This is a genomic window from Rhodovulum sp. ES.010, from assembly GCF_900142935.1.
Taxonomy (GTDB): Bacteria; Pseudomonadota; Alphaproteobacteria; order Rhodobacterales; family Rhodobacteraceae; genus Rhodovulum.
Genome location: NZ_FSRS01000001.1, coordinates 2892501 through 2911214, shown reverse-complemented (window position 1 = coordinate 2911214; position 18714 = coordinate 2892501). Strand labels below are relative to the sequence as shown.

The following is an 18714-nucleotide window of genomic DNA, read 5'->3' as shown; positions in this document are numbered from 1 at the left end:
AGCCCGGGGGACCGTCGTGACGCGCGGCGCCGGTCGCGGCATCGGCGCGCCCAGGCGCCGCTGTCGTGCCCTACAGGCACCCGGCAAGCGATGAGGCGAGGTTGCGCATCATCTGCGGATAGAGATCCGGGCCGGGTTCGAGGTCCGATCCCAGCGGGTCGATCACGGCGGTGTTCGCCTCGGTGCCCTCCAGGACGGTCGCCACGATCCCCGGATCGAATTGCGGCTCGGCCAGCACGCAGTCGATCCCTTCCTCGGCAACGCGGCCCTGGATCTCGGCGATGCGGGCCGGGCTCGGGTCGCGCGCGTCGGACAGCGATATCGCGCCGGAAGCGGGAATGTCGAAGGCTGTCTCGAAATACTGGTAGGCGTCGTGGAAGACCACGAACCGGCCCCCGCGCGCCGAATCGAGGATGTCGCCGATCTCGCTGACGAGGGTGTCGATCTCGGCCCGGGCCTCGGCGGCATTCGCGAAGTATGTCCCCGCATTTTCCGGGTCCGCGGCCGAGAGTTCGCCCGCGATCAGGTTGAGCCACGCCGCTGCGTTGCGGGGCGACAGCCAGGCATGGGGGTCATGGGCGCCATGGTCGTGGTCATGCGCCTCGGCTTCCGCGTGTTCCCCGGTGTCGTGGGCGTGATCCTCAGCCCCGGCATGGTCGTCATGCTCGTGGTCATGCGCCCCGTCCTCGGCCGCATGGTCGTCGTCGCCGTGGGCGTGCTTTTCGAACAGGGCGTTTTCGCGGAATTCCAGAAGGGCCGTCTCCTGCGCCTCCAGAAGCGTCACGACCGATGCGTCGGCCGTGAGCGTCTCGATCGCGCTTTGCATCCAGGGGGCCAGGTCCTCTCCCATCCAGATCACGATATCCGCGTCCTGCAGCGCCTCCGCCTCGGAGGGGCGCAGGCTGTATTCGTGCGGCGAGGCGCCGGGCTGCACGATCAGGTCCGGCGCACCGACGCCCTGCATCACGCGGGCCACGAGCGCGTGCAACGGCGCGATGTCGGCGGCGACGCGCGGCACCTCGGCCATGGCCGTGCCGGCCAGCATCGTTGCGGTCAGCGCGAGCGGAAACAGGTTTCTGGACATTGGCACCTTCCTGTGATTGTATAACGTTTCAAGCCGAATACAGGAAATGAGATAACATGACAAGAGCAGCGCGGACGGAAACCGCCCCAAGCGTGGAGCCGATCGGGTTCGAGGCCCATGACCACGGCCATTGCGTCGAGGCGGCCATCGCGGCGGCCGAGACGCACTGCGCCGCCGAGGGGTTGCGCTTCACGCCGGTGCGGCGGGCGGCGCTCGAGATCCTGCTGCGCGAGCATCGCGCGATGGGCGCCTACGAACTGCTCGAACGGTTGCACGAGGCGGGGTTCGGCGCCCAGCCGCCGGTGGCCTACCGGGCGTTGGATTTTCTGGTGGCCAACGGCTTCGCCCACAAGATCGAGCGGCTGAACGCCTTCATCGCCTGCGCCCATCCCGGCGCGCCGCACTCGCCGGCCTTCCTGATCTGCCGGGTCTGCGAGGCCGTCGCCGAAGCGCAATCCGCCCCGGCCCGCGGCACGCTGGGCGAGGCCGCCCGCGCCACCGGGTTTCGAATCGAACGCACGGTCGTGGAGGCGATCGGCGTCTGCCCCGCCTGTGCCGAGAAAGCCGGGGCATGAGCCTTCTGAACGTCGACCATATCAGCGTGCGCTACGGCGCAAGTGAGGTCTTGCGCGATGTCAGCCTCAGCATCGAACCGGGCGAGATCGTGACCATCGTGGGGCCGAACGGGTCGGGCAAGACGACCCTGCTCCGCGCCGTTGTCGGCGCGGTGCCCGTGGCGGCCGGGCGGATCGCCAAGGCCTCCGGCCTCGTCATTGGCTACGTCCCGCAACGACTGCATGTCGATCCCACGCTGCCGATCACCGTCGCACGTTTCCTGCGCCTGCCGGGCCGGGCCGCGCAGGAGAACGTGGCCAGCGCGTTGGCGCGCGCGGGCGTGCCCGACCTGGCCAACCGGCAGATGTCGCAACTGTCGGGCGGGCAGTTGCAGCGGGTGCTTCTGGCGCGGGCGCTGGTGGTGCGCCCCGGCCTGCTCTTGCTCGATGAGCCGACGGCGGGCCTGGACCAGCCCGGCTCCGCCGCGTTCTACCGGCTGATCGACGAGGTGCGGCGCGAGACCGGCTGCGCGGTGCTGATGATCAGCCACGAACTGCACGTGGTGATGGCGGCCTCCAACCGGGTGATCTGCCTCAACGGGCATGTCTGCTGTCACGGCACGCCCGAGCATGTCTCCTCGGCGCCGGAATATCGCGCGCTGTTCGGGACCGGGACCGGCGGGGCCCTCGCGCTCTATCGCCACGAACACGATCACAAACACGACACGACACAGGCGGCCGAGTGATGCTGGACGATTTCATGACCCGGGCCACGCTCGCCGGCATCGGTGTGGCTGTCGCGGCCGCGCCCCTCGGCAGCTTCGTCGTCTGGCGCCGCATGGCCTATTTCGGCGACGCGACGGCCCATGCCGCAATCCTGGGTGTCGCGCTGTCGCTCGCGCTGGAGATGTCGATCTTCCCCGGGGCCGTGGCGGTCGCGCTCGCCATGGCCCTGACGGTCTCGGCGCTCAGCGGGCGGGGCTATGCGATGGACACGCTGCTGGGCGTTCTGGCGCATTCGGCACTGGCCTTCGGTCTCGTCGCGGTGTCGTTCCTGTCGGGCATTCGCATCGACCTCATGGCCTATCTCTTCGGCGACATCCTGGCCGTGTCGCGCGGCGATCTAGCGGTGATCTGGGGCGGCGCGGTTCTCGTGGTCGGCCTGATCGGCTGGCGCTGGTCCGCGCTGCTGACCGCGACGCTGAACGAGGAATTGGCCTATGCCAGCGGCATCCGGCCCAAGCGCGAACAGCTGGTCCTGACGCTCTCGCTGGCGATCACCGTCGCGGTGGCGATCAAGGTGGTCGGCGTCCTGCTGATCGCCGCGATGCTGATCATTCCGGCTGCCGCCGCGCGGCCCCTGGCGCGCACGCCCGAGGGCATGGCCCTAACCGGCGCGGCCATCGGGGCGGTCTCTGCGGTGGTCGGCCTGCGCGCGGCCTATCTGTTCGACACGCCGGCGGGCCCCTCCATCGTCTGCGTGGCCGCGATCTGTTTCCTGTGCACCAGTGTCTTCCGGGGCCTTCGGTCGGCAATAGGCGCTTAACGAAAGGGCCACGGGGCTTTGTTGCGCAAAGAGCGTGAAGCCCGGACCTCCCCTTTCCCCAGACGCACTTACCCCATGGGCTCTGTGACTGGTATGCCGAGCGCGGTGTAGCCGTTCAGGACGGCGGCGCGGACCTGGAGTTCGGCGACCTGACGATCGAAGTCGTGACCTTCCCCCCGCTATCCGGGCCATTGCGAACTGGAATTTTCCACCTTTGACTGGACGAAGGAGGAAGTCCCATGAAGCGGAAACGGTTCTCTGAAGAGAAGATCATCGGCGTGCTGAAGGAGCACGAGGCCGGGGCGAAGGTCGACGACATCTGCCGGCGCCACGCGATCAGCACGGCGACGTTCTACAATGAGCCATTGGTCCGAGAGACAATGGCGAATGCTCAAGCGGATCATGGCAGATCAGATGCTGGACATGACCGCGATGAAGGAGCTCTTGGCAAAAAACTGGTGAGGGTGAGCCATCGCGTCGCCATGCGTTCGAGACCGATGGCGAACGGCGAAGCGCAAAGCCGTGGGCTTTCTGATCAGTGAGATGGGACTCAGCGAACGGCGGGCCTGCCGGGTCGTCGTGACCTGCCACGGGATTTTTCCTCCACCTGCGATTAGAGTCCGACCCAATGAGGGGACGGACAATGAAGCGAACGAGATACAGCGAAGAGCAGATTATCGGCATCCTGGCCGAGCATGAGGCCGGGGCGAAGTGTGCCGATCTGTGCCGCAAGCACGGCATGTCGGAGGGGACGTTCTACAACTGGAAAGCCAAATACGGCGGCATGACGGTGTCAGAGGCCAAACGGCTGAAGGCGCTCGAGGACGAGAACGCCAAGTTGAAGAAGCTGCTGGCGGAGCAGATGCTGGATCTGGCCGCGATGCGCGAGCTGGTTTCAAAAAAGTGGTGACGCCCGTCGTGAAGCGCGAGGCGGTCGCGCATCTGAAGGCCCGGTTCGGGCTGTCGGAACGACGGGCGTGCCAGATTGCCGGCGCGGATCGGAAGACGATCCGCTACCGGTCGCAACGCGCACCCGACACGGAACTGCGCGGCCGATTGCGGGAGCTTGCCAACGAGCGTCGGCGGTTCGGCTACCGGCGGCTCTTCGTCCTGCTCCGGCGGGAGGGCGAGCCCTCGGGGATCAACCGTATCTACCGGCTTTACCGCGAGGAAGGGCTGACCGTCCGCAAGCGGCGCGCGCGGCGCAAGGCCATCGGCACCCGCGCCCCGATCCTGGTCGAGGCGCGCGCAAATGCCCGTTGGTCACTGGATTTCGTCCATGACCAGTTCGCGTGCGGGCGGCGGTTCCGGGTGCTGAACATCGTCGATGACGTCACGCGCGAATGCCTCGCCGCGATCCCGGACACGTCGATCTCCGGCCGGCGCGTCGCGCGGGAGCTGACGGCGCTGATCGAACGTCGCGGCAAGCCGGGAATGATCGTGTCGGACAACGGGACGGAACTGACCTCGAACGCGATCCTGAAGTGGTGCGCCGAGAACCGGATCGAATGGCACTACATCGCGCCGGGCAAGCCGATGCAGAATGGCTTTGTCGAGAGCTTCAACGGCCGGATGCGGGACGAGTTCTTGAACGAGACGCTGTTTCGTAACCTCGCCCATGCCCGCGACCTGATCGCCGCCTGGGTCGCCGACTACAACACCGAGCGCCCCCATTCGGCCTTGGGCTATCAGACCCCGGCTGACTACGCGCAGACCCTGACCACCGCAATCGCCCGACCCGCTGCGCGAGATGAGAGCTCCGCGCGTCGGGCGATTGCTCAACCCGCGCCATTTGGCGTAAACACCAACCGGGCTCCGGTCGCGGCTGGATGAAAGATCAGTGGCAGGTCAACCCGTCTACCACATCCCTGCTTGAGGTTTGCAGTCTTCCACGCAGCTTCCACGCCTGGCGGGGCAAAGCCAGAAGCTTCGCCCGCTGCGAGGTTAAGGTATTGATTTATTGTGCTAAAGTTGGTTGCGGGGGTAGGATTTGAACCTACGACCTTCAGGTTATGAGTCTAAGGGTCTGTGGTTTGCTCAAATTCTCCGCAGGCATTTCTATCATGCTTTATCAATATGTTACGCCAAGACTTGGCTTGCGCGCCATGCTGCCAGATTGCCCAAATTTGCTCCAGAGTGTAGCACCAGCGTAGCACCGCCGTAGCACTGGATCACGGGAGGCAGCATGGCCAGCCACCGCCTGAACTTCACCAAGGCCGCCTTGTCGAAGGCGCCGCCCGCCGCCAAGGGCAGCCGGGACTACTACTATGACGAGCGGGAACAGGGCCTGGTCCTGGCCGTCTCGCCTGGCGGCAGCAAGAGCTTCTATCTCTACAAGCGCGTGGAGGGGCGCCCCGAGCGGCTTCTCCTGGGGCGCTTCCCCGATATCAGCATCGAGAACGCCCGGAAGCTCGCGCAGAAGGCCAAGGGCGAGATTGCGAGCGGCAAGAACCCGCAGAAGGAACGGCGCGCCATCCGCGACGAGATGACGTTCGGCGCGCTCTTCGAAGAATATTTGGAAAAATACTCGAAAGTTCACAAACGCTCTTGGAAATACGACGAGCGGGAAGTTACGAAGTTCCTTTCCCACTGGTTCAAACGCAAGATATCGAAGATTATGAAATCCGATGTGGAGCGCTTGCACGCCCGCGTCGGCAAGGAGAACGGCATTTACCAGGCCAACCGCCTGCTTGAGCGGGTGCGCTCGATCTTCAACAAGGCGATTGATTGGGGCTGGGACGGCACGAACCCGGCCGCGGGCATCAAGAAGTTCAAGGAACAGAGCCGCGACCGCTTCCTGCAGCCCGACGAGTTGCCGCGCTTCTTCGAAGCCCTGGCGAACGAACCGAACGAGGCGGCGCGCGATTTCTTCCTGGTTTCCCTGCTGACCGGCGCGCGGAAGTCCAACACGCTCGCGATGCGCTGGCAGGATATCAACTTCAGCACCGCGACCTGGCGGATCGGCCAGACGAAGAACGGCGACGCGCAGATCGTCCACCTGCCCGGCCAGGCACTGGAAATCCTGAAAGAGCGCAAGCTCGCCTCTGACGGCCCATGGGTGTTTCCCGGCAGTGGCGCGTCGGGCCACCTGGCCGATCCGAAGAAGGCCTGGGCGCGCATCCTGAAGGAAGCCGGGATTGCCGATCTCCGGATTCACGATCTGCGCCGCACCCTGGGCAGCTACCAGGCCGCGACCGGCGCCAATGGCTACATCATCGGCAAGTCCCTGGGCCATCGCAGCCAGCAATCGACCGCGATCTATGCCCGCCTGAACCTGGACCCCGTACGCGACTCCGTGAACAAGGCGACCGACGCGATGTTCGCCTATGCGCGTCCAGCCCAAGAAACGAGGGACGACCTTGACCATTGCAGCCCTGTATCCGCACCTCGCGATCAACGTGGACGAAGAATCGGAGCCTCAGTACCAGGAACTGATCAGCAATGAGTTGCTGAGCGAGGTCATTGCGCATGGCGACATGAGCAACGACCCGGAAACGCAGGCCTCGTTGCGGCGAGGCTTGGTCGTCGCGAGCGATGCCTATGTGACTGCCGCCCTGGAACGGGCGACACAGCGCAGCGAAAAAGAAGACAACGCGGCGCTGGATCGCGTCACGGAAGCCGCGCAACGGCTCTACGATGCCCTCCTGCATCTGCAGGATTACCCGGGACTGGAAGCGCGCGTAGAGAAGGCCGTGAGGCGCAACCCGCATCTTCACGAGGTACGAAACGGCGTCACGCTCGGGGATATGATGGGCACACGCCGCAATATCTTCGCGAACTATCGCGAAGTCCTGGTGGACCTGCAAATCTGCGTTGAAGACGCCATCAACCGGAAGCCGAAGCCGGTGCTGCTGGAACCTGATATGGAAGGCGAGGCCCCGCTCCGGCTGGATTCAGAGGACGAACTCAAAGCGGAAACGCAGCGCTGGCGGGCACAGTCCAAAGTCAGGAAATTCCCGAAGGACCATGCGCTTTTGCAGTTTCTAGTTACCTTCCAGCCGACATGGTCGGCGCTGTCCGGCCATCCGTTTACGGAAGGCATGTACTATCCCGAAACTGGCCGCACCCTCTCGCGCCTCGTGGATGCCTTGGAAACCGTATTTCGGCGCCTTGATCCGGCCGTCACGCGCTCCGCCATCGTGAACGGTTTGCGTAAGGTCAGAGCGGACGATACGAACCGCTAGTACCCGACAAGCGATTATACCGACCGATCAAGACAACGCTGACCCCTTGCGCACGGAGCCCGCAGCCGATGAACGCATATGACAGACCACCACACTACCTTACAGACACGGAATTTGAGCGTCTTCGGCTGAGCGATGAACAATGGGAGAAGATGGAACTCCAGCTCCTAAAGCGGTCACTCGACGCAAGGAAAGGAAAGAGAGAACGTGAGGAAAACGAACAGCAAAACGATCGTGTCATAAGGCCAGTGGCGGCGGCAGTAGTTGGAATATTTCTCGCGGCTTTAGCATATTCGCTTATCGAGGAGTTCACCGACACTGAGATGTGGGACCTGATGGGAAACCCGCTCTCATTCTTGGCGTGGACCGCGGTCAGCGCTTGGATGATGCGCAAAGCGTAAAGGTCTGTACCTTCGGGATAGAAGTCATCGTAAATCCGGGGCGCGGTTTCCGCCCCGGAATCTCCGATCAGGTTTGATGGAGCGCGGCCCGCGATGCTGGCAGCCTTTCCTTGTCGCTAACCATTGACGAGGAAACACGAAATGAGCCTGACACCGAAAACCCTTCTCACGCCCCAGGACGTGGCCGACCGGCTGGGCGTGTCCACGACCACGCTCAGCACCTGGCGCTGCACCAAGCGCTATCCGCTGCCTTACGTGAAGGTCGGGCGCCTGGTGCGCTATCGCCTGGCCGATGTGGAGGCCTTCGAAGTGGCCCGGCTGCAGGAGGTGGCGGCCAATGACAACTGACACCCTGCCCGCCCGCCATATCTATTTCGTGGCCGTCAACGCGGCCTGCCTGGCAAACCTGCCCCGGCTCCTGGCCGCCTGGCTGCCCGATGGCCGCCGCATCGGCCGGGAATGGGTGGCGCGTAATCCGACGCGCGCCGACCGGCGCCCCGGATCGTTCAAGATCAACCTGGCCACCGGCCGCTGGGCCGACTTCGCGACCGGGGACAGCGGCGGCGATCCCGTCAGCCTCTACGCCTACCTGAACGGCGTTAGCCAGGGCGAGGCCGCGCGCGAGCTTATCGAGACATGGGGGATGAAATGACGGCGACCGAACTTCACGCGCTGCGCCATCCCAAAGCGGGCCAGCCGGACGCGCAGTATGTCTATCACGACGCCAGCGGCGCCGCGATCCTGGTGGCCAACCGCTTCGACCGGCCTGACGGCAGCAAGTTCTTCCTGCCTTACGACCCGGTGCGGCAGGAGTGGAAGGCGCCGGAGCGGCGGCCGCTCTACCGCCTGCCCGAGGTGACGGCCGCTGCCAATACGAACCGGCCGGTGATCGTGACCGAAGGCGAGAAATGCGCCGATGCGCTGGCAGCGCTGGGTTACGTCAGCACCACCACGTTCGGCGGCGCGAACGGCGCGCACAAAGCGGACCTGGCGCCACTGAAGGGACGCGAGGTCATCCTCTGGCCTGACAAGGACGCGCCGGGCCGGAAATATGCCGAAGGCCTGGCCGTTACCTTACATAGGGAGTTCGGCACCCTGCCCCGGATCGTTCCCGTGGCGGACCTGGTGCTACGTAACGTTACCGGCGGCGCGCCCATCGCGGCGAACGATGGCGCGTCGGGCGGTCCGTATCCCAAGGGCTGGGACGCGGCCGATGCCGTGGCCGCGGGCTGGGGCGTGAGGCAGGTCAACACGCTCCTGGCCCTGGCGCGTCCGCTGGACGGCAACCGAGAACCGGCGCCCGACGACGACGCGCCCGCGCCGCTATTCGACGGTATGGAGCTTTGGCACACGCCCCGCGGCGAGCCGTTCATCTCTATCCGGCGCGGCGGGCATTGGGAAACCTTCGCGCTCGATGGCAGCACCTTCAAGCGGCTGCTGGCCCATGCCGAGTACCATGCGAGCGGCAAGACCCCGAGCGCGTCGAAGCTCGACGACCAGGTGCGCCAGATGATCGGCCAGGCGCTGTTCGAAGGCGAGCGGCGTGAGGCCTTCACCCGGATCGGCCGCCAGGGCGACGCCCTGGTGCTGGACCTTGGCGCGCCCGACTGGTCCGCCGTCGAAATCACGGCCAGCGGCTGGCGCGTGCGCCAGGCGAAGGAACCGCGCTTCAAACGCGCGCCCAGCATGGCCGCGCTGCCCGTTCCCATCGCCGGGAGCGGCGATCTGGACGCCCTGCGGGCCTTCGTGAATGTCGGCACCGATCAGGAGTTCCGGCTCATGGCGGGCTGGCTCCTGGGCTGCCTGCGGCCGAGCGGCCCTTACCCCCTCCTGATCCTGACCGGCGAACAGGGCAGCGCCAAGAGCACCACGTCTAAGGTGCTGCGGGCTTTGGTCGATCCGTCCACACTGGAAACCCGGAGCTTTCCCGGCGACGAACGCGACCTGGTGATCGCGGCCCAAGGCGCGCATGTGCTGGCCTTCGACAACCTCTCGCGGATCAAGCCCAGCATGGCCGACGCGCTCTGCCGCCTGGCCACCGGGGGCGGCTTCGCCACGCGAAAGCTGCATAGCGACGCGGACGAGGTGCTGTTCGACGCCACCCGACCCTGCATCTTGAACGGTATTCCCGACCTGGCGGAACGCGCGGACCTGGCCGACCGGGCGATTGCCCTCACGCTGCCAACCATCTCGGAAACCGGCCGCGTCTTCGAACAGGAGTTCTGGGCGCGCTTCCCAGAGGCGCAGCCCCGCATCCTGGCGGCGCTGCTGGATGCCACCGCCTGCGCGCTCGACAAGCTCGACGCGGTGACGCTGGCAGAGCGGCCCAGGATGGCCGACTTCGCGCGCTGGGTCACGGCCGCCGAACCGGCCCTGGGCTGGCCGCCCGGCGCTTTCCTGGAGGCCTACCAGGCGAACCGCCGCGCGCTGGAAGAAACCGCGCTCGACGGCAACGCCCTGGCCAGCGCAATCCTGGCGCTTCTGGCCGATCATGGCCCCTGGCAAGGCACGGCCACGGACTGGATCGCCCACCTGAGGCGCTGCTACCCCGCCCTGACCGACGCGGCCGACGCCTTCCCGCGCAAGCCCGCGGCCTTCGGCGCCGAGCTTCGCCGCATCGCACCGCTCCTGCGGCGCCGCGGCATCCGGATCACCCACGACCGGGAAGGCAAGGACCGGCGGCGCGTCATCATCATGGATCAGGCCTGATCGCTGTCCGCCCTGTCCGCCTGCCGTCCGCCGCCATATTCAACAGGGCCTGGGGGCGGACAGCGGCGGACAGGGCGGACGGCAGAAAGGTGAATTCAGGAAGTTGAGGCTTAGCAGGCTGCTGAAAAACCTCGCTCTGGACGTCGGTTGAGGGACGTGATTCACCCCTTGGGCGGTTGCCGGAGGGGTTGGGATGCGGGGCGCGGACGAGACGAGCGGGTCGCTGTTCAGCTATGTTGACATCGAGGCGCGGATCCCGGCGCGGCATCCGTTGCGGCAGATCCGGCGGGTCGTGAACGAGGCTTTGGCCAGCCTCGATGCCGAGTTCGAGACGCTCTACGCCCCGGAGGGCCGGCCCTCGATCCCGCCGGAGCGGCTGATCCGGGCGAGCCTTCTACAGATCCTGTTCTCGGTACGCTCGGAGCGGCAGTTGATGGAGCAGATGGATTACAACCTCATGTTCCGCTGGTTCGTGGGCCTGGGGATCGACGACGCGGTCTGGGTCCCCACCGTCTTCACGAAGAACCGTGACCGGCTGCTGACCACCGACATGGCGCGCAAGGTGATGGGCGCGATCCTGGCTCACCGGGAGGTCGCACCGCTGCTGTCAGACGAGCACTTCTCGGTGGACGGCACGCTGATCAAGGCCTGGGCTTCCATGAAGAGCTTCCAGCCGAAGACCGAGGGCAGCCCGCCCGGCGCGGACGGGCCGGGTGACCCGCCGGGGGACACCGATCAGGATACCAGCCCCGACACCGCCCCTGCCCAGCCCGAAGCCGAGACCGTCCCGATGCCCAGCCCCAGCCGCCGCCACCGCAACGCCGAAGTCGACTTCCGCGGCGAGAAGCGCTCCAACGCCACCCATGCCTCGATCACCGACCCCGACGCGCGGCTGTTCCGCAAGTCGCAGGGGACGGGCGCGCTGCTCTGTTACATGGGGCATGCGCTGATGGAAAACCGCAATGGCTTCGTCGTCCAGGCCGACCTGACCCGCGCCGATGGCCATGCCGAACGCCGCGCCGCGCTCGACATGATCCACCGCCATTCCCCCGGCTCGACCCGCCGCCTCACGCTGGGCGCCGACAAGGGCTACGACAGCGCAGATTTCGTCGCCGATCTGCGACAGGCCCACGTCACGCCGCATGTCGCCCAGAAGGCCCGACACTCCGCCATCGACGGCAGAACCACCCGCCACCCCGGCTACGCCCTGTCCCAGACGCGCCGCAAGAAGATCGAAGAGCCCTTCGGCTGGGCCAAGACCGTCGGCGGCATGGCCCAGACCGTATACCGCGGCCTCGACCGCGTCGCCGCCCGCTTCACCTTCACCATGGCCGCCTGCAACCTCGCCAGACTGCCGAAGCTGCTGGCCGCCTGACGCCAAAGGCAGGGCCGAGACCAAGCACACAGAACAGACGACGCCGGCCTCACGGGTGAGGGTCAGGGAAATCCGTCCGGCCGCAAGAGAATTTCAGCGGCCTGTTAGCGCAGGCACCCAGCCCGTTTCCGTGAATCCTGCAGGGCCCAGCACCGGTCTTCACCTCCCAGGGAAGGAACGAGGGCGGTTGTTTGCTGCAGGATAGTGTGCGCCTAGAAGCGGACGTTCGAAATATTGAAGCACGCTGATTTACTCCGAAAAATCAAATCTTTAGCTAGCCCCGCAAGAGTCCTTTGCTTCGATGAAGCTATCGAAAAACACGTTTTTTCGATCAACCAATGAAATTGAACCATTCGTGTTGCGATCAGTCCAATAATGACCCCTAATCTGCTTAGGGGGCCGACCGATCACTTTGTATCTGAAGCTCCCATAATGGATTTCACTAATGCCAGACCTTAGGTGGATACTTGGGTCACTTTGATACGCGCCGTAGAGGTACGGTCGTCCCATCATTTTGGAAATCGAAGCTCGACGCAACCAGAAACGATTCGCCTTGTTCGGTCATCAACCTGATCGATATGGAGCTAAATGTTTGACGAATAACCGCAAAGCCTTTTACTTCGGCAACAGGCTCGTCCGAACCTGGCATCTTGTAGGATGACTGCAGTGAAACTCGCCAGGTTCCGTTCAGATTCGGACGACGAACTAGCTTATGTACCGGCCAGGTTTTCCAGATGAACCGATCAAACAGCCATAGGCATGACGTTAGTGCAGCCAGCGTCAGGGAGTAAGGTTGGGCATGCTCCCACGTCAGCTCGATGCCTAGCACCCACAGAAACCCTCCCCAAACGGCAATGGCGATGATAAGCAGTACTGAAACCGAGACCCTGTTAAGCAATGTGTCACCCATGCTTGAGCATCTAAAGCAAACACTGCTCCAAATACATCAGGAGCGAGAACCGATCCACCCAGTAATCCTAGTCTTCGCGACTGGCCGAATGTCCGATCTGGATTGTATACCCATGCCGAGAGAGCCGATGCCGGAAGTAGGGCAGCGTTTTGGCCCTACTTTTGTCCAAGACCTAGAAGACGCCATAAAGTTGAACCCAAGCATCCATGACGGGGCAGTACTGTTTCAGAGAAGCCGGAAGGACGATAGTTATCATCTGTCTGCATGGTCTATGCGAATTGTTAGCCGGCACATACCATTGTTTTCTGAACCGAACCTCGGCTCCGCACACAACAGCGCCCTTTCGCTTTCAATTGCGAACTCTGTTGATGCTTGCTGTATTCTTTCCCGAACAAAAGCTGTCTTATTCCTGAATGGACGCGCTATAAAACTGGCGTGATTCGAGATAAGCACGGCAGTATTGAAGGGCCGCGGCGGAAGCGTTATGCTTGAAACTCGTAGCGGTTACAGAACGCATGGAAGAAACGAAGCGTCGCGGCGCAGCCGTTCCACCGAGTTCTAGCGAGCGGAGCTATTCCAATACCGGCGCATAGCTGTCAGCGTCGCTCGGAAGTCGTTGGAGTTCCAGCAAACGTTGGAACCATCACGGACAAGGTAGTAACGTTCGTTCGCACAAACCAGATCGGGCACGTTGCATCCCTCGAGCCAGGTAAGCGCGTTTTCCACGGTTTGCTGATGCGTCCAGTTGAAGTGATCGTTCGGAATGTTGTAAAGCATTCCTTCCACGAAGTACGATGGGGCTATGCCATCGGCGATTAACCCGGCATCGATCATGGCGTTCCGCATGTTCTTCAATACCCGGATATTCGGTTTGAAGCGCTCGTTAGCGTTGCCGTTTTTAGCGGTACAGTTAGCAAGGTGCTGGTGGGGATAGTTGATGATCTTGTCGCCGTCCGAAGTCCAAAAGCAAATACCCTCATGATAGCTCGGGCGACCATTGGTCGGGTAGGAGTAGTAGTCGCGGTGCTGGACGCATGCCAGGACGTCAGCATCCCGCCGGCTGCTACCGCCGGGCACTTTTATGGCCTTCTTGCCTAGCGTTACTGAGTTCCCGAAATTTGCTCGAAGCCATGCCGACACTTCCGCCCGGAAGTCCTTGAAGGAGTAATTAGCTGAGGACCAATTTGCATCGTAGCGTTCTTTCTCGTCCGCGCTTAGTCTGCCAGTGTCAGAGTAGTAGACCGAGGTCAGGCAGATCGCGACATCCACATCACTCTCGGACCAAACATTTGTTTTGTTGCCGTAGGACCCCTGTAAGAACACGTCGAATCTGCGGCCTGCGTATGGTGCGTTCGAGTCCTCCAATACTTTCTTGATCGACAGGTACGTCGCTGATGATTGCTGAACCGAGCCCTGGTGCGACCACGTTTCGAGCTGATCCTCTGAAATCGCCATTACTATTCCCCGTTCAAAAGCAGTTGACGGACATCCTTTTCACGTCGCGCAAATGACTCAACCCCTTGCTGACGAAGGAGATTCAACTTCTTTGAATCGTGCTCGAACATATCCGTCGCCATTTCTGGCTTATCGAAGGTATCGCTAATCCGAACTGTCGGTACGTTCGCATAGAGCAACCGCCTGAGCTGATCCATGGAGGACGTGTTAACCTCTAGCGTCTTTTGAAGCAACTGAACCGGCAGGAAGCTGTTGATCTGCCGCGCGATGAAGCCTCGCTTGGGCTCCGGGTATTGGCCGCACCCTAGGGAAAGGAGCCGACAATTCTCAGAGGCGTGACCGAGGGCCACGGTTGCATCGGCAAGCGCGTAAAGCGCTGGGTTGTTGGCGCAATAGCCGCCATCGAACAATTCAACGATGTCCCCGGAGGCCGTTTCCAACGATTTGATTTCAAAAAAGGGATAGGCCGAGCATGATGCCTCAACTGCATCTGCTAGTTTGCAACCGAAACCTGGAACGAACGTGGCTCTTCGCCCGTGCGCTTGGGTTTCCCGGCTCTTGAAGATCATTGGCGTCTCGAGTTGCCACTTAGTCGACACGACGCCAAGGCCAGTCAGCACCGTATCGAAGCCTGCGTCACCGAATACCGCCTTCCCGGCCTCACGCAGTTTTGCTGTCTTGGCCGCTTTCCCGGAAGCCCGCATGATCGGTGGGACGTGCTTCTTGTACAATTCATGAATCTCATCGACGGAACGACCAGTCGCTAGCAGCGCGGCGATGATGGAACCGGTGCTGGTGCCGAAGATCAGATCGAAAGTCTCATGGATCGGCCGGGGTAAGAAGGCTTCCACTTCGCGCAGGATACCGAGCGGATAAAAACCTTTTGCTCCTCCGCCATCCACACTCAGAATTCGGCAGACGTCACCGTCCATCACCATCGGGCCCTTCGCTGGCAAATAAAGTACGTGTCGCTCTGAAGATGGGCAATAGGTGGTTCACAACGTCCGTCCTCAGAATACCTCGTTGCGGTGCCGCCTACCACGCTCAAGGGCCGCTTGCGCCCTTGGCAGTTCTGCAGCGCGAGGTCTGCCTCGGTCGCGTTCTGCGCATCACGGTCGACAGGCAGCGCCTACGCCGCCCTGGAGCTTGGCGCCAAGCCATGGGTTGTCACGAGTGCGCCGTTGCTTCTGGCTGGATTCGCTGGAGCGGCCGACCTTTGCCCCGCTTCTGCGTAGCACCGCCGTAGCACCAAAACCTGCAAACGCGCCCGCCGCCCTTGCGGGCGGCGCGTAAGAGGTTGTAATATAAAGATTTTTTGGTTGCGGGGGTAGGATTTGAACCTACGACCTTCAGGTTATGAGCCTGACGAGCTACCGGGCTGCTCCACCCCGCGCCATTTTTTGCCTGAGTATCGGCGCCACACGCTGTTGCCATCGAAGAGAGTCACAAGGTTGGGTCTTTCTAGGTTTGGCGGCGACCTACTCTCCCACGTCTTGAGACGCAGTACCATCGGCGCTACGGCACTTAACGACCGGGTTCGGAATGGAGCCGGGTGTTTTGCTCGCGCTATGACCACCAAACCGAGGAAGACCCAACGCTGTCCAAGCTGCACACGTCCGTGCGCTTTCGACCAGCAAAGCTTGGCTTTTACTGGATCAAATCAAGCCTATCGGGCAATTAGTACCGGTCAACTGAACGCATTGCTGCGCTTACATCTCCGGCCTATCGACGTGGTGGTCTTCCACGGCCCTCAGGGATACCTTGTTTCGAGGGGGGCTTCCCGCTTAGATGCCTTCAGCGGTTATCCTGTCCGATCATAGCTACCCTGCACTGCGGCTGGCGCCACAACAGGTCCACCAGTGGATCGTTCACCCCGGTCCTCTCGTACTAGGGGCAACTCCTCTCAAGTATCCTACACCCACGGCAGATAGGGACCGAACTGTCTCACGACGTTCTAAACCCAGCTCACGTACCTCTTTAAACGGCGAACAGCCGTACCCTTGGGACCTGCTCCAGCCCCAGGATGAGATGAGCCGACATCGAGGTGCCAAACACTGCCGTCGATATGGACTCTTGGGCAGTATCAGCCTGTTATCCCCGGCGTACCTTTTATCCGTTGAGCGATGGCCCTTCCACTCGGGACCACCGGATCACTATGGCCGTCTTTCGACTCTGCTCGACTTGTCAGTCTCGCAGTCAGGCTGGCTTCTGCCATTGCACTCAACGAGCGATTTCCGACCGCTCTGAGCCAACCTTCGCGCGCCTCCGTTACGATTTGGGAGGCGACCGCCCCAGTCAAACTACCCGCCACGCAGGGTCCCGGATCCGGATGACGGATCGCGGTTAGACATCAAGCAGGCGAAGGGTGGTATCTCAAGGGTGGCTCCACCTCAACTGGCGTCGAGGTTTCAAAGCCTACCACCTATCCTGCACATCGCATGCCTGATGCCAGTGCGAAGCTGTAGTGAAGGTGCACGGGGTCTTTCCGTCTAACCGCGGGAAGCCTGCATCTTGACAGGCAATTCAATTTCGCTGAGTCGATGTTGGAGACAGCGGGGAAGTCGTTACGCCATTCGTGCAGGTCGGAACTTACCCGACAAGGAATTTCGCTACCTTAGGACCGTTATAGTTACGGCCGCCGTTTACCGGGGCTTCAATTCGGAGCTTGCACTCCTCCTTTTAACCTTCCGGCACCGGGCAGGCGTCAGACCCTATACGTCGTCTTGCGACTTCGCAGAGCCCTGTGTTTTTAGTAAACAGTCGCCACCCCCTGGTTTGTGCCCCCGGACCACATGGCCCGGGCCTCCTTCTCGCGAACTTACGGAGGTATTTTGCCGAGTTCCTTCAACATCGTTCTCTCAAGCGCCTTGGTATGCTCTACCAGTCCACCTGTGTCGGTTTAGGGTACGGTCTGGCGGAGGGCTATTTCCTGGAACTGTCTTGGATACGCCCCAATCCGATAAGGGACGCACGCCGCCACAATCCGTCACATCCTCCTGGCCCAGGAATATTAACCTGGTTCCCATCGACTACGCCTTTCGGCCTCGCCTTAGGGGCCGGCTTACCCTGCTCAGATTAGCTTTAAGCAGGAACCCTTGGACTTTCGGCGACAGGGTCTCTCACCCTGTTTGTCGCTACTCATGTCATCATTCTCGCTAGTGATCGCTCCACCGGCGGCTCACGCCCCGGCTTCACAGCCAAACCCGCTCCTCCAATCCGCCCGAGGACGGTAAGGAGGAATGGGTTTTATCACACTACGCTCCGCTACCACTGCTTGCGCAGTCCTAAGCTTCGGCTCGTGGCTTGAGCCCCGTTACATCTTCGCCGCAGGACAACTTGTTTAGACCAGTGAGCTGTTACGCTATCTTTAAAGGATGGCTGCTTCTAAGCCAACCTCCTGGTTGTTTTGGTCGTCCCACCTGCTTTCCCACTTAGCCACGAATTGGGGGCCTTAGCTGTAGGTCAGGGTTGTTTCCCTCTCCACGACGGACGTTAGCACCCGCCGTGTGTCTGCCAGATAGTACTCCCGGGTATTCGGAGTTTGGTTAGGATCAGTAAGCCTGTGGGGCCCCATTACCCATCCAGTGCTCTACCCCCCGGGGTATTCGTCTGACGCACTACCTAAATAGTTTTCGCGGAGAACCAGCTATCTCCGAGTTTGATTGGCCTTTCACCCCTAGGCACACCTCATCCCGACCTTTTTCAACAGGTGTGGGTTCGGACCTCCAGTAAGTGTTACCTTACCTTCATCCTGGACATGCCTAGATCACTCGGTTTCGGGTCTGATCCCACGAACTCGACGCCCATTTAAGACTCGCTTTCGCTGCGCCTACGCCTATCGGCTTAAGCTTGCACGTGAGACCAAGTCGATGACCCATTATACAAAAGGTACGCCGTCAGGACTCGAGGTCCCTCCGACTGCTTGTAGGCGCTCGGTTTCAGGTACTGTTTCACTCCCCTCGTCGGGGTGCTTTTCACCTTTCCCTCACGGTACTGGTTCGCTATCGGTCAGCAAGGAGTACTTAGCCTTCGAGGGTGGTCCCCCGATCTTCAGACAGGATTACACGTGTCCCGCCCTACTTGATACGTCCGATCATGCTTCCCATACGGGACTGTCACCCACTATGGTCAGACTTTCCAGTCTGTTCTGGTCACATTCACGGCTCGGCTGATCCCCGTTCGCTCGCCACTACTAGGGGAGTATCTGTTGATTTCCTTTCCTCCGGGTACTTAGATGTTTCAGTTCCCCGGGTTTGCTCTTAAAACCCTATGTGTTCAGGTCTTAAGTACCTGTTTCAGCCGACTATAAATCGCCCGAAGGCTATTATAATCAACTGTCAGGTGGGTTGCCCCATTCGGAGATCCAGGGATCAAAGCCTATTACCGGCTCCCCCTAGCTTATCGCAGGTTATCACGTCCTTCATCGCCTCTTGCTGCCAAGGCATCCACCAAACGCCCTTCTCGCGCTTGATTTGATCCAGAAAAAGACAAGCTTT

At 62.0% G+C, this 18714-nt stretch carries 15 protein-coding genes, 1 tRNA gene, 2 rRNA genes and 2 pseudogenes; 12 read left to right on the top strand and 8 right to left on the bottom strand.

Features of this window, described 5'->3' with window-relative positions:
- Positions 1–70 precede the first annotated feature (70 nt).
- On the bottom strand, positions 71–1084 hold the full coding sequence (locus tag BUR28_RS14310) for a zinc ABC transporter substrate-binding protein (RefSeq protein WP_074220733.1): 1014 nt from the start codon (positions 1082–1084) through the stop codon (positions 71–73).
- A gap of 56 nt (positions 1085–1140) precedes the next feature.
- Between BUR28_RS14310 and BUR28_RS14305 the strand changes: the two genes are divergently transcribed.
- Genes BUR28_RS14305 through BUR28_RS14295 form a run of 3 tightly spaced genes read left to right on the top strand, consistent with a single transcriptional unit; the run spans position 1141 to position 3184 of the window.
- A complete protein-coding gene (locus tag BUR28_RS14305) occupies positions 1141–1659 on the top strand; it encodes a helix-turn-helix domain-containing protein (RefSeq protein WP_074220732.1) in 519 nt (172 codons plus the stop codon).
- Positions 1656–2384, top strand: a complete 729-nt coding sequence (locus tag BUR28_RS14300) for an ATP-binding cassette domain-containing protein (RefSeq protein WP_074220731.1) — start codon at positions 1656–1658, stop codon at positions 2382–2384. The genes BUR28_RS14305 and BUR28_RS14300 overlap by 4 nt, the downstream gene beginning before the upstream one ends.
- Complete coding sequence (locus BUR28_RS14295; RefSeq protein WP_074220730.1) at positions 2384–3184, top strand: metal ABC transporter permease; 801 nt, start codon at positions 2384–2386, stop codon at positions 3182–3184. The genes BUR28_RS14300 and BUR28_RS14295 overlap by 1 nt, the downstream gene beginning before the upstream one ends.
- A gap of 68 nt (positions 3185–3252) precedes the next feature.
- On the opposite strand, the pseudogene BUR28_RS19560 reads toward BUR28_RS14295, so the two are convergent.
- Positions 3253–3348: pseudogene (locus BUR28_RS19560) on the bottom strand (IS5/IS1182 family transposase); the annotation flags it as partial.
- A gap of 75 nt (positions 3349–3423) precedes the next feature.
- Between BUR28_RS19560 and BUR28_RS20825 the strand changes: the two are divergent.
- From BUR28_RS20825 to BUR28_RS14245, 9 genes and pseudogenes are all read left to right on the top strand, one after another.
- Positions 3424–3543 (top strand): annotated as a pseudogene (locus tag BUR28_RS20825) (transposase); the annotation flags it as partial.
- A gap of 284 nt (positions 3544–3827) precedes the next feature.
- A protein-coding gene (locus BUR28_RS14280) for an IS3 family transposase (protein WP_139307446.1) occupies positions 3828–5017 on the top strand; the annotation gives its coding sequence in 2 pieces (ribosomal slippage) (positions 3828–4080 and positions 4080–5017; 1191 coding nt in all).
- Between the two features lie 352 nt (positions 5018–5369).
- Positions 5370–6629, top strand: a complete 1260-nt coding sequence (locus tag BUR28_RS14270; RefSeq protein ID WP_083626659.1) for a tyrosine-type recombinase/integrase — start codon at positions 5370–5372, stop codon at positions 6627–6629.
- Positions 6544–7368 (top strand): hypothetical protein, encoded by an 825-nt coding sequence (locus tag BUR28_RS14265; RefSeq protein ID WP_139307581.1) that lies wholly within the window; start codon positions 6544–6546, stop codon positions 7366–7368. Before BUR28_RS14270 ends, BUR28_RS14265 begins: the two co-directional genes overlap by 86 nt.
- 68 nt (positions 7369–7436) lie before the next feature.
- On the top strand, positions 7437–7769 hold the full coding sequence (locus BUR28_RS19555) for a hypothetical protein (RefSeq protein WP_139307580.1): 333 nt from the start codon (positions 7437–7439) through the stop codon (positions 7767–7769).
- Between the two features lie 141 nt (positions 7770–7910).
- Positions 7911–8117, top strand: a complete 207-nt coding sequence (locus tag BUR28_RS14260) for a helix-turn-helix transcriptional regulator (protein WP_074218259.1) — start codon at positions 7911–7913, stop codon at positions 8115–8117.
- The gene (locus tag BUR28_RS14255; protein ID WP_074220727.1) at positions 8107–8421 is read left to right on the top strand and encodes a hypothetical protein; all 315 of its coding nucleotides are present in this window, start codon (positions 8107–8109) and stop codon (positions 8419–8421) included. The genes BUR28_RS14260 and BUR28_RS14255 overlap by 11 nt, the downstream gene beginning before the upstream one ends.
- Complete coding sequence (locus BUR28_RS20625) at positions 8418–10478, top strand: hypothetical protein (RefSeq protein WP_074220726.1); 2061 nt, start codon at positions 8418–8420, stop codon at positions 10476–10478. The genes BUR28_RS14255 and BUR28_RS20625 overlap by 4 nt, the downstream gene beginning before the upstream one ends.
- 193 nt (positions 10479–10671) lie before the next feature.
- A complete protein-coding gene (locus BUR28_RS14245) occupies positions 10672–11853 on the top strand; it encodes an IS5 family transposase (protein ID WP_074218829.1) in 1182 nt (393 codons plus the stop codon).
- Positions 11854–12325: 472 nt separating this feature from the next.
- On the opposite strand, the gene BUR28_RS19550 is transcribed toward BUR28_RS14245, so the two are convergent.
- The 6 genes from BUR28_RS19550 to BUR28_RS14220 all read right to left on the bottom strand — a co-directional run bounded on the left by BUR28_RS19550 (position 12326) and on the right by BUR28_RS14220 (position 18691).
- Positions 12326–12763, bottom strand: a complete 438-nt coding sequence (locus tag BUR28_RS19550) for a hypothetical protein (RefSeq protein ID WP_139307579.1) — start codon at positions 12761–12763, stop codon at positions 12326–12328.
- Positions 12764–13321: 558 nt separating this feature from the next.
- Positions 13322–14218, bottom strand: a complete 897-nt coding sequence (locus tag BUR28_RS14240) for a nucleotidyltransferase domain-containing protein (protein WP_074220725.1) — start codon at positions 14216–14218, stop codon at positions 13322–13324.
- 2 nt (positions 14219–14220) lie between these two features.
- Positions 14221–15150 (bottom strand): patatin-like phospholipase family protein, encoded by a 930-nt coding sequence (locus BUR28_RS14235; protein ID WP_217693527.1) that lies wholly within the window; start codon positions 15148–15150, stop codon positions 14221–14223.
- Between the two features lie 384 nt (positions 15151–15534).
- Positions 15535–15611 (bottom strand) — tRNA-Met (locus BUR28_RS14230).
- Positions 15612–15683: 72 nt separating this feature from the next.
- Positions 15684–15798, bottom strand: a 5S ribosomal RNA gene (gene rrf, locus BUR28_RS14225).
- Positions 15799–15874: 76 nt separating this feature from the next.
- Positions 15875–18691 (bottom strand): 23S ribosomal RNA (locus BUR28_RS14220).
- Positions 18692–18714 lie beyond the last annotated feature (23 nt).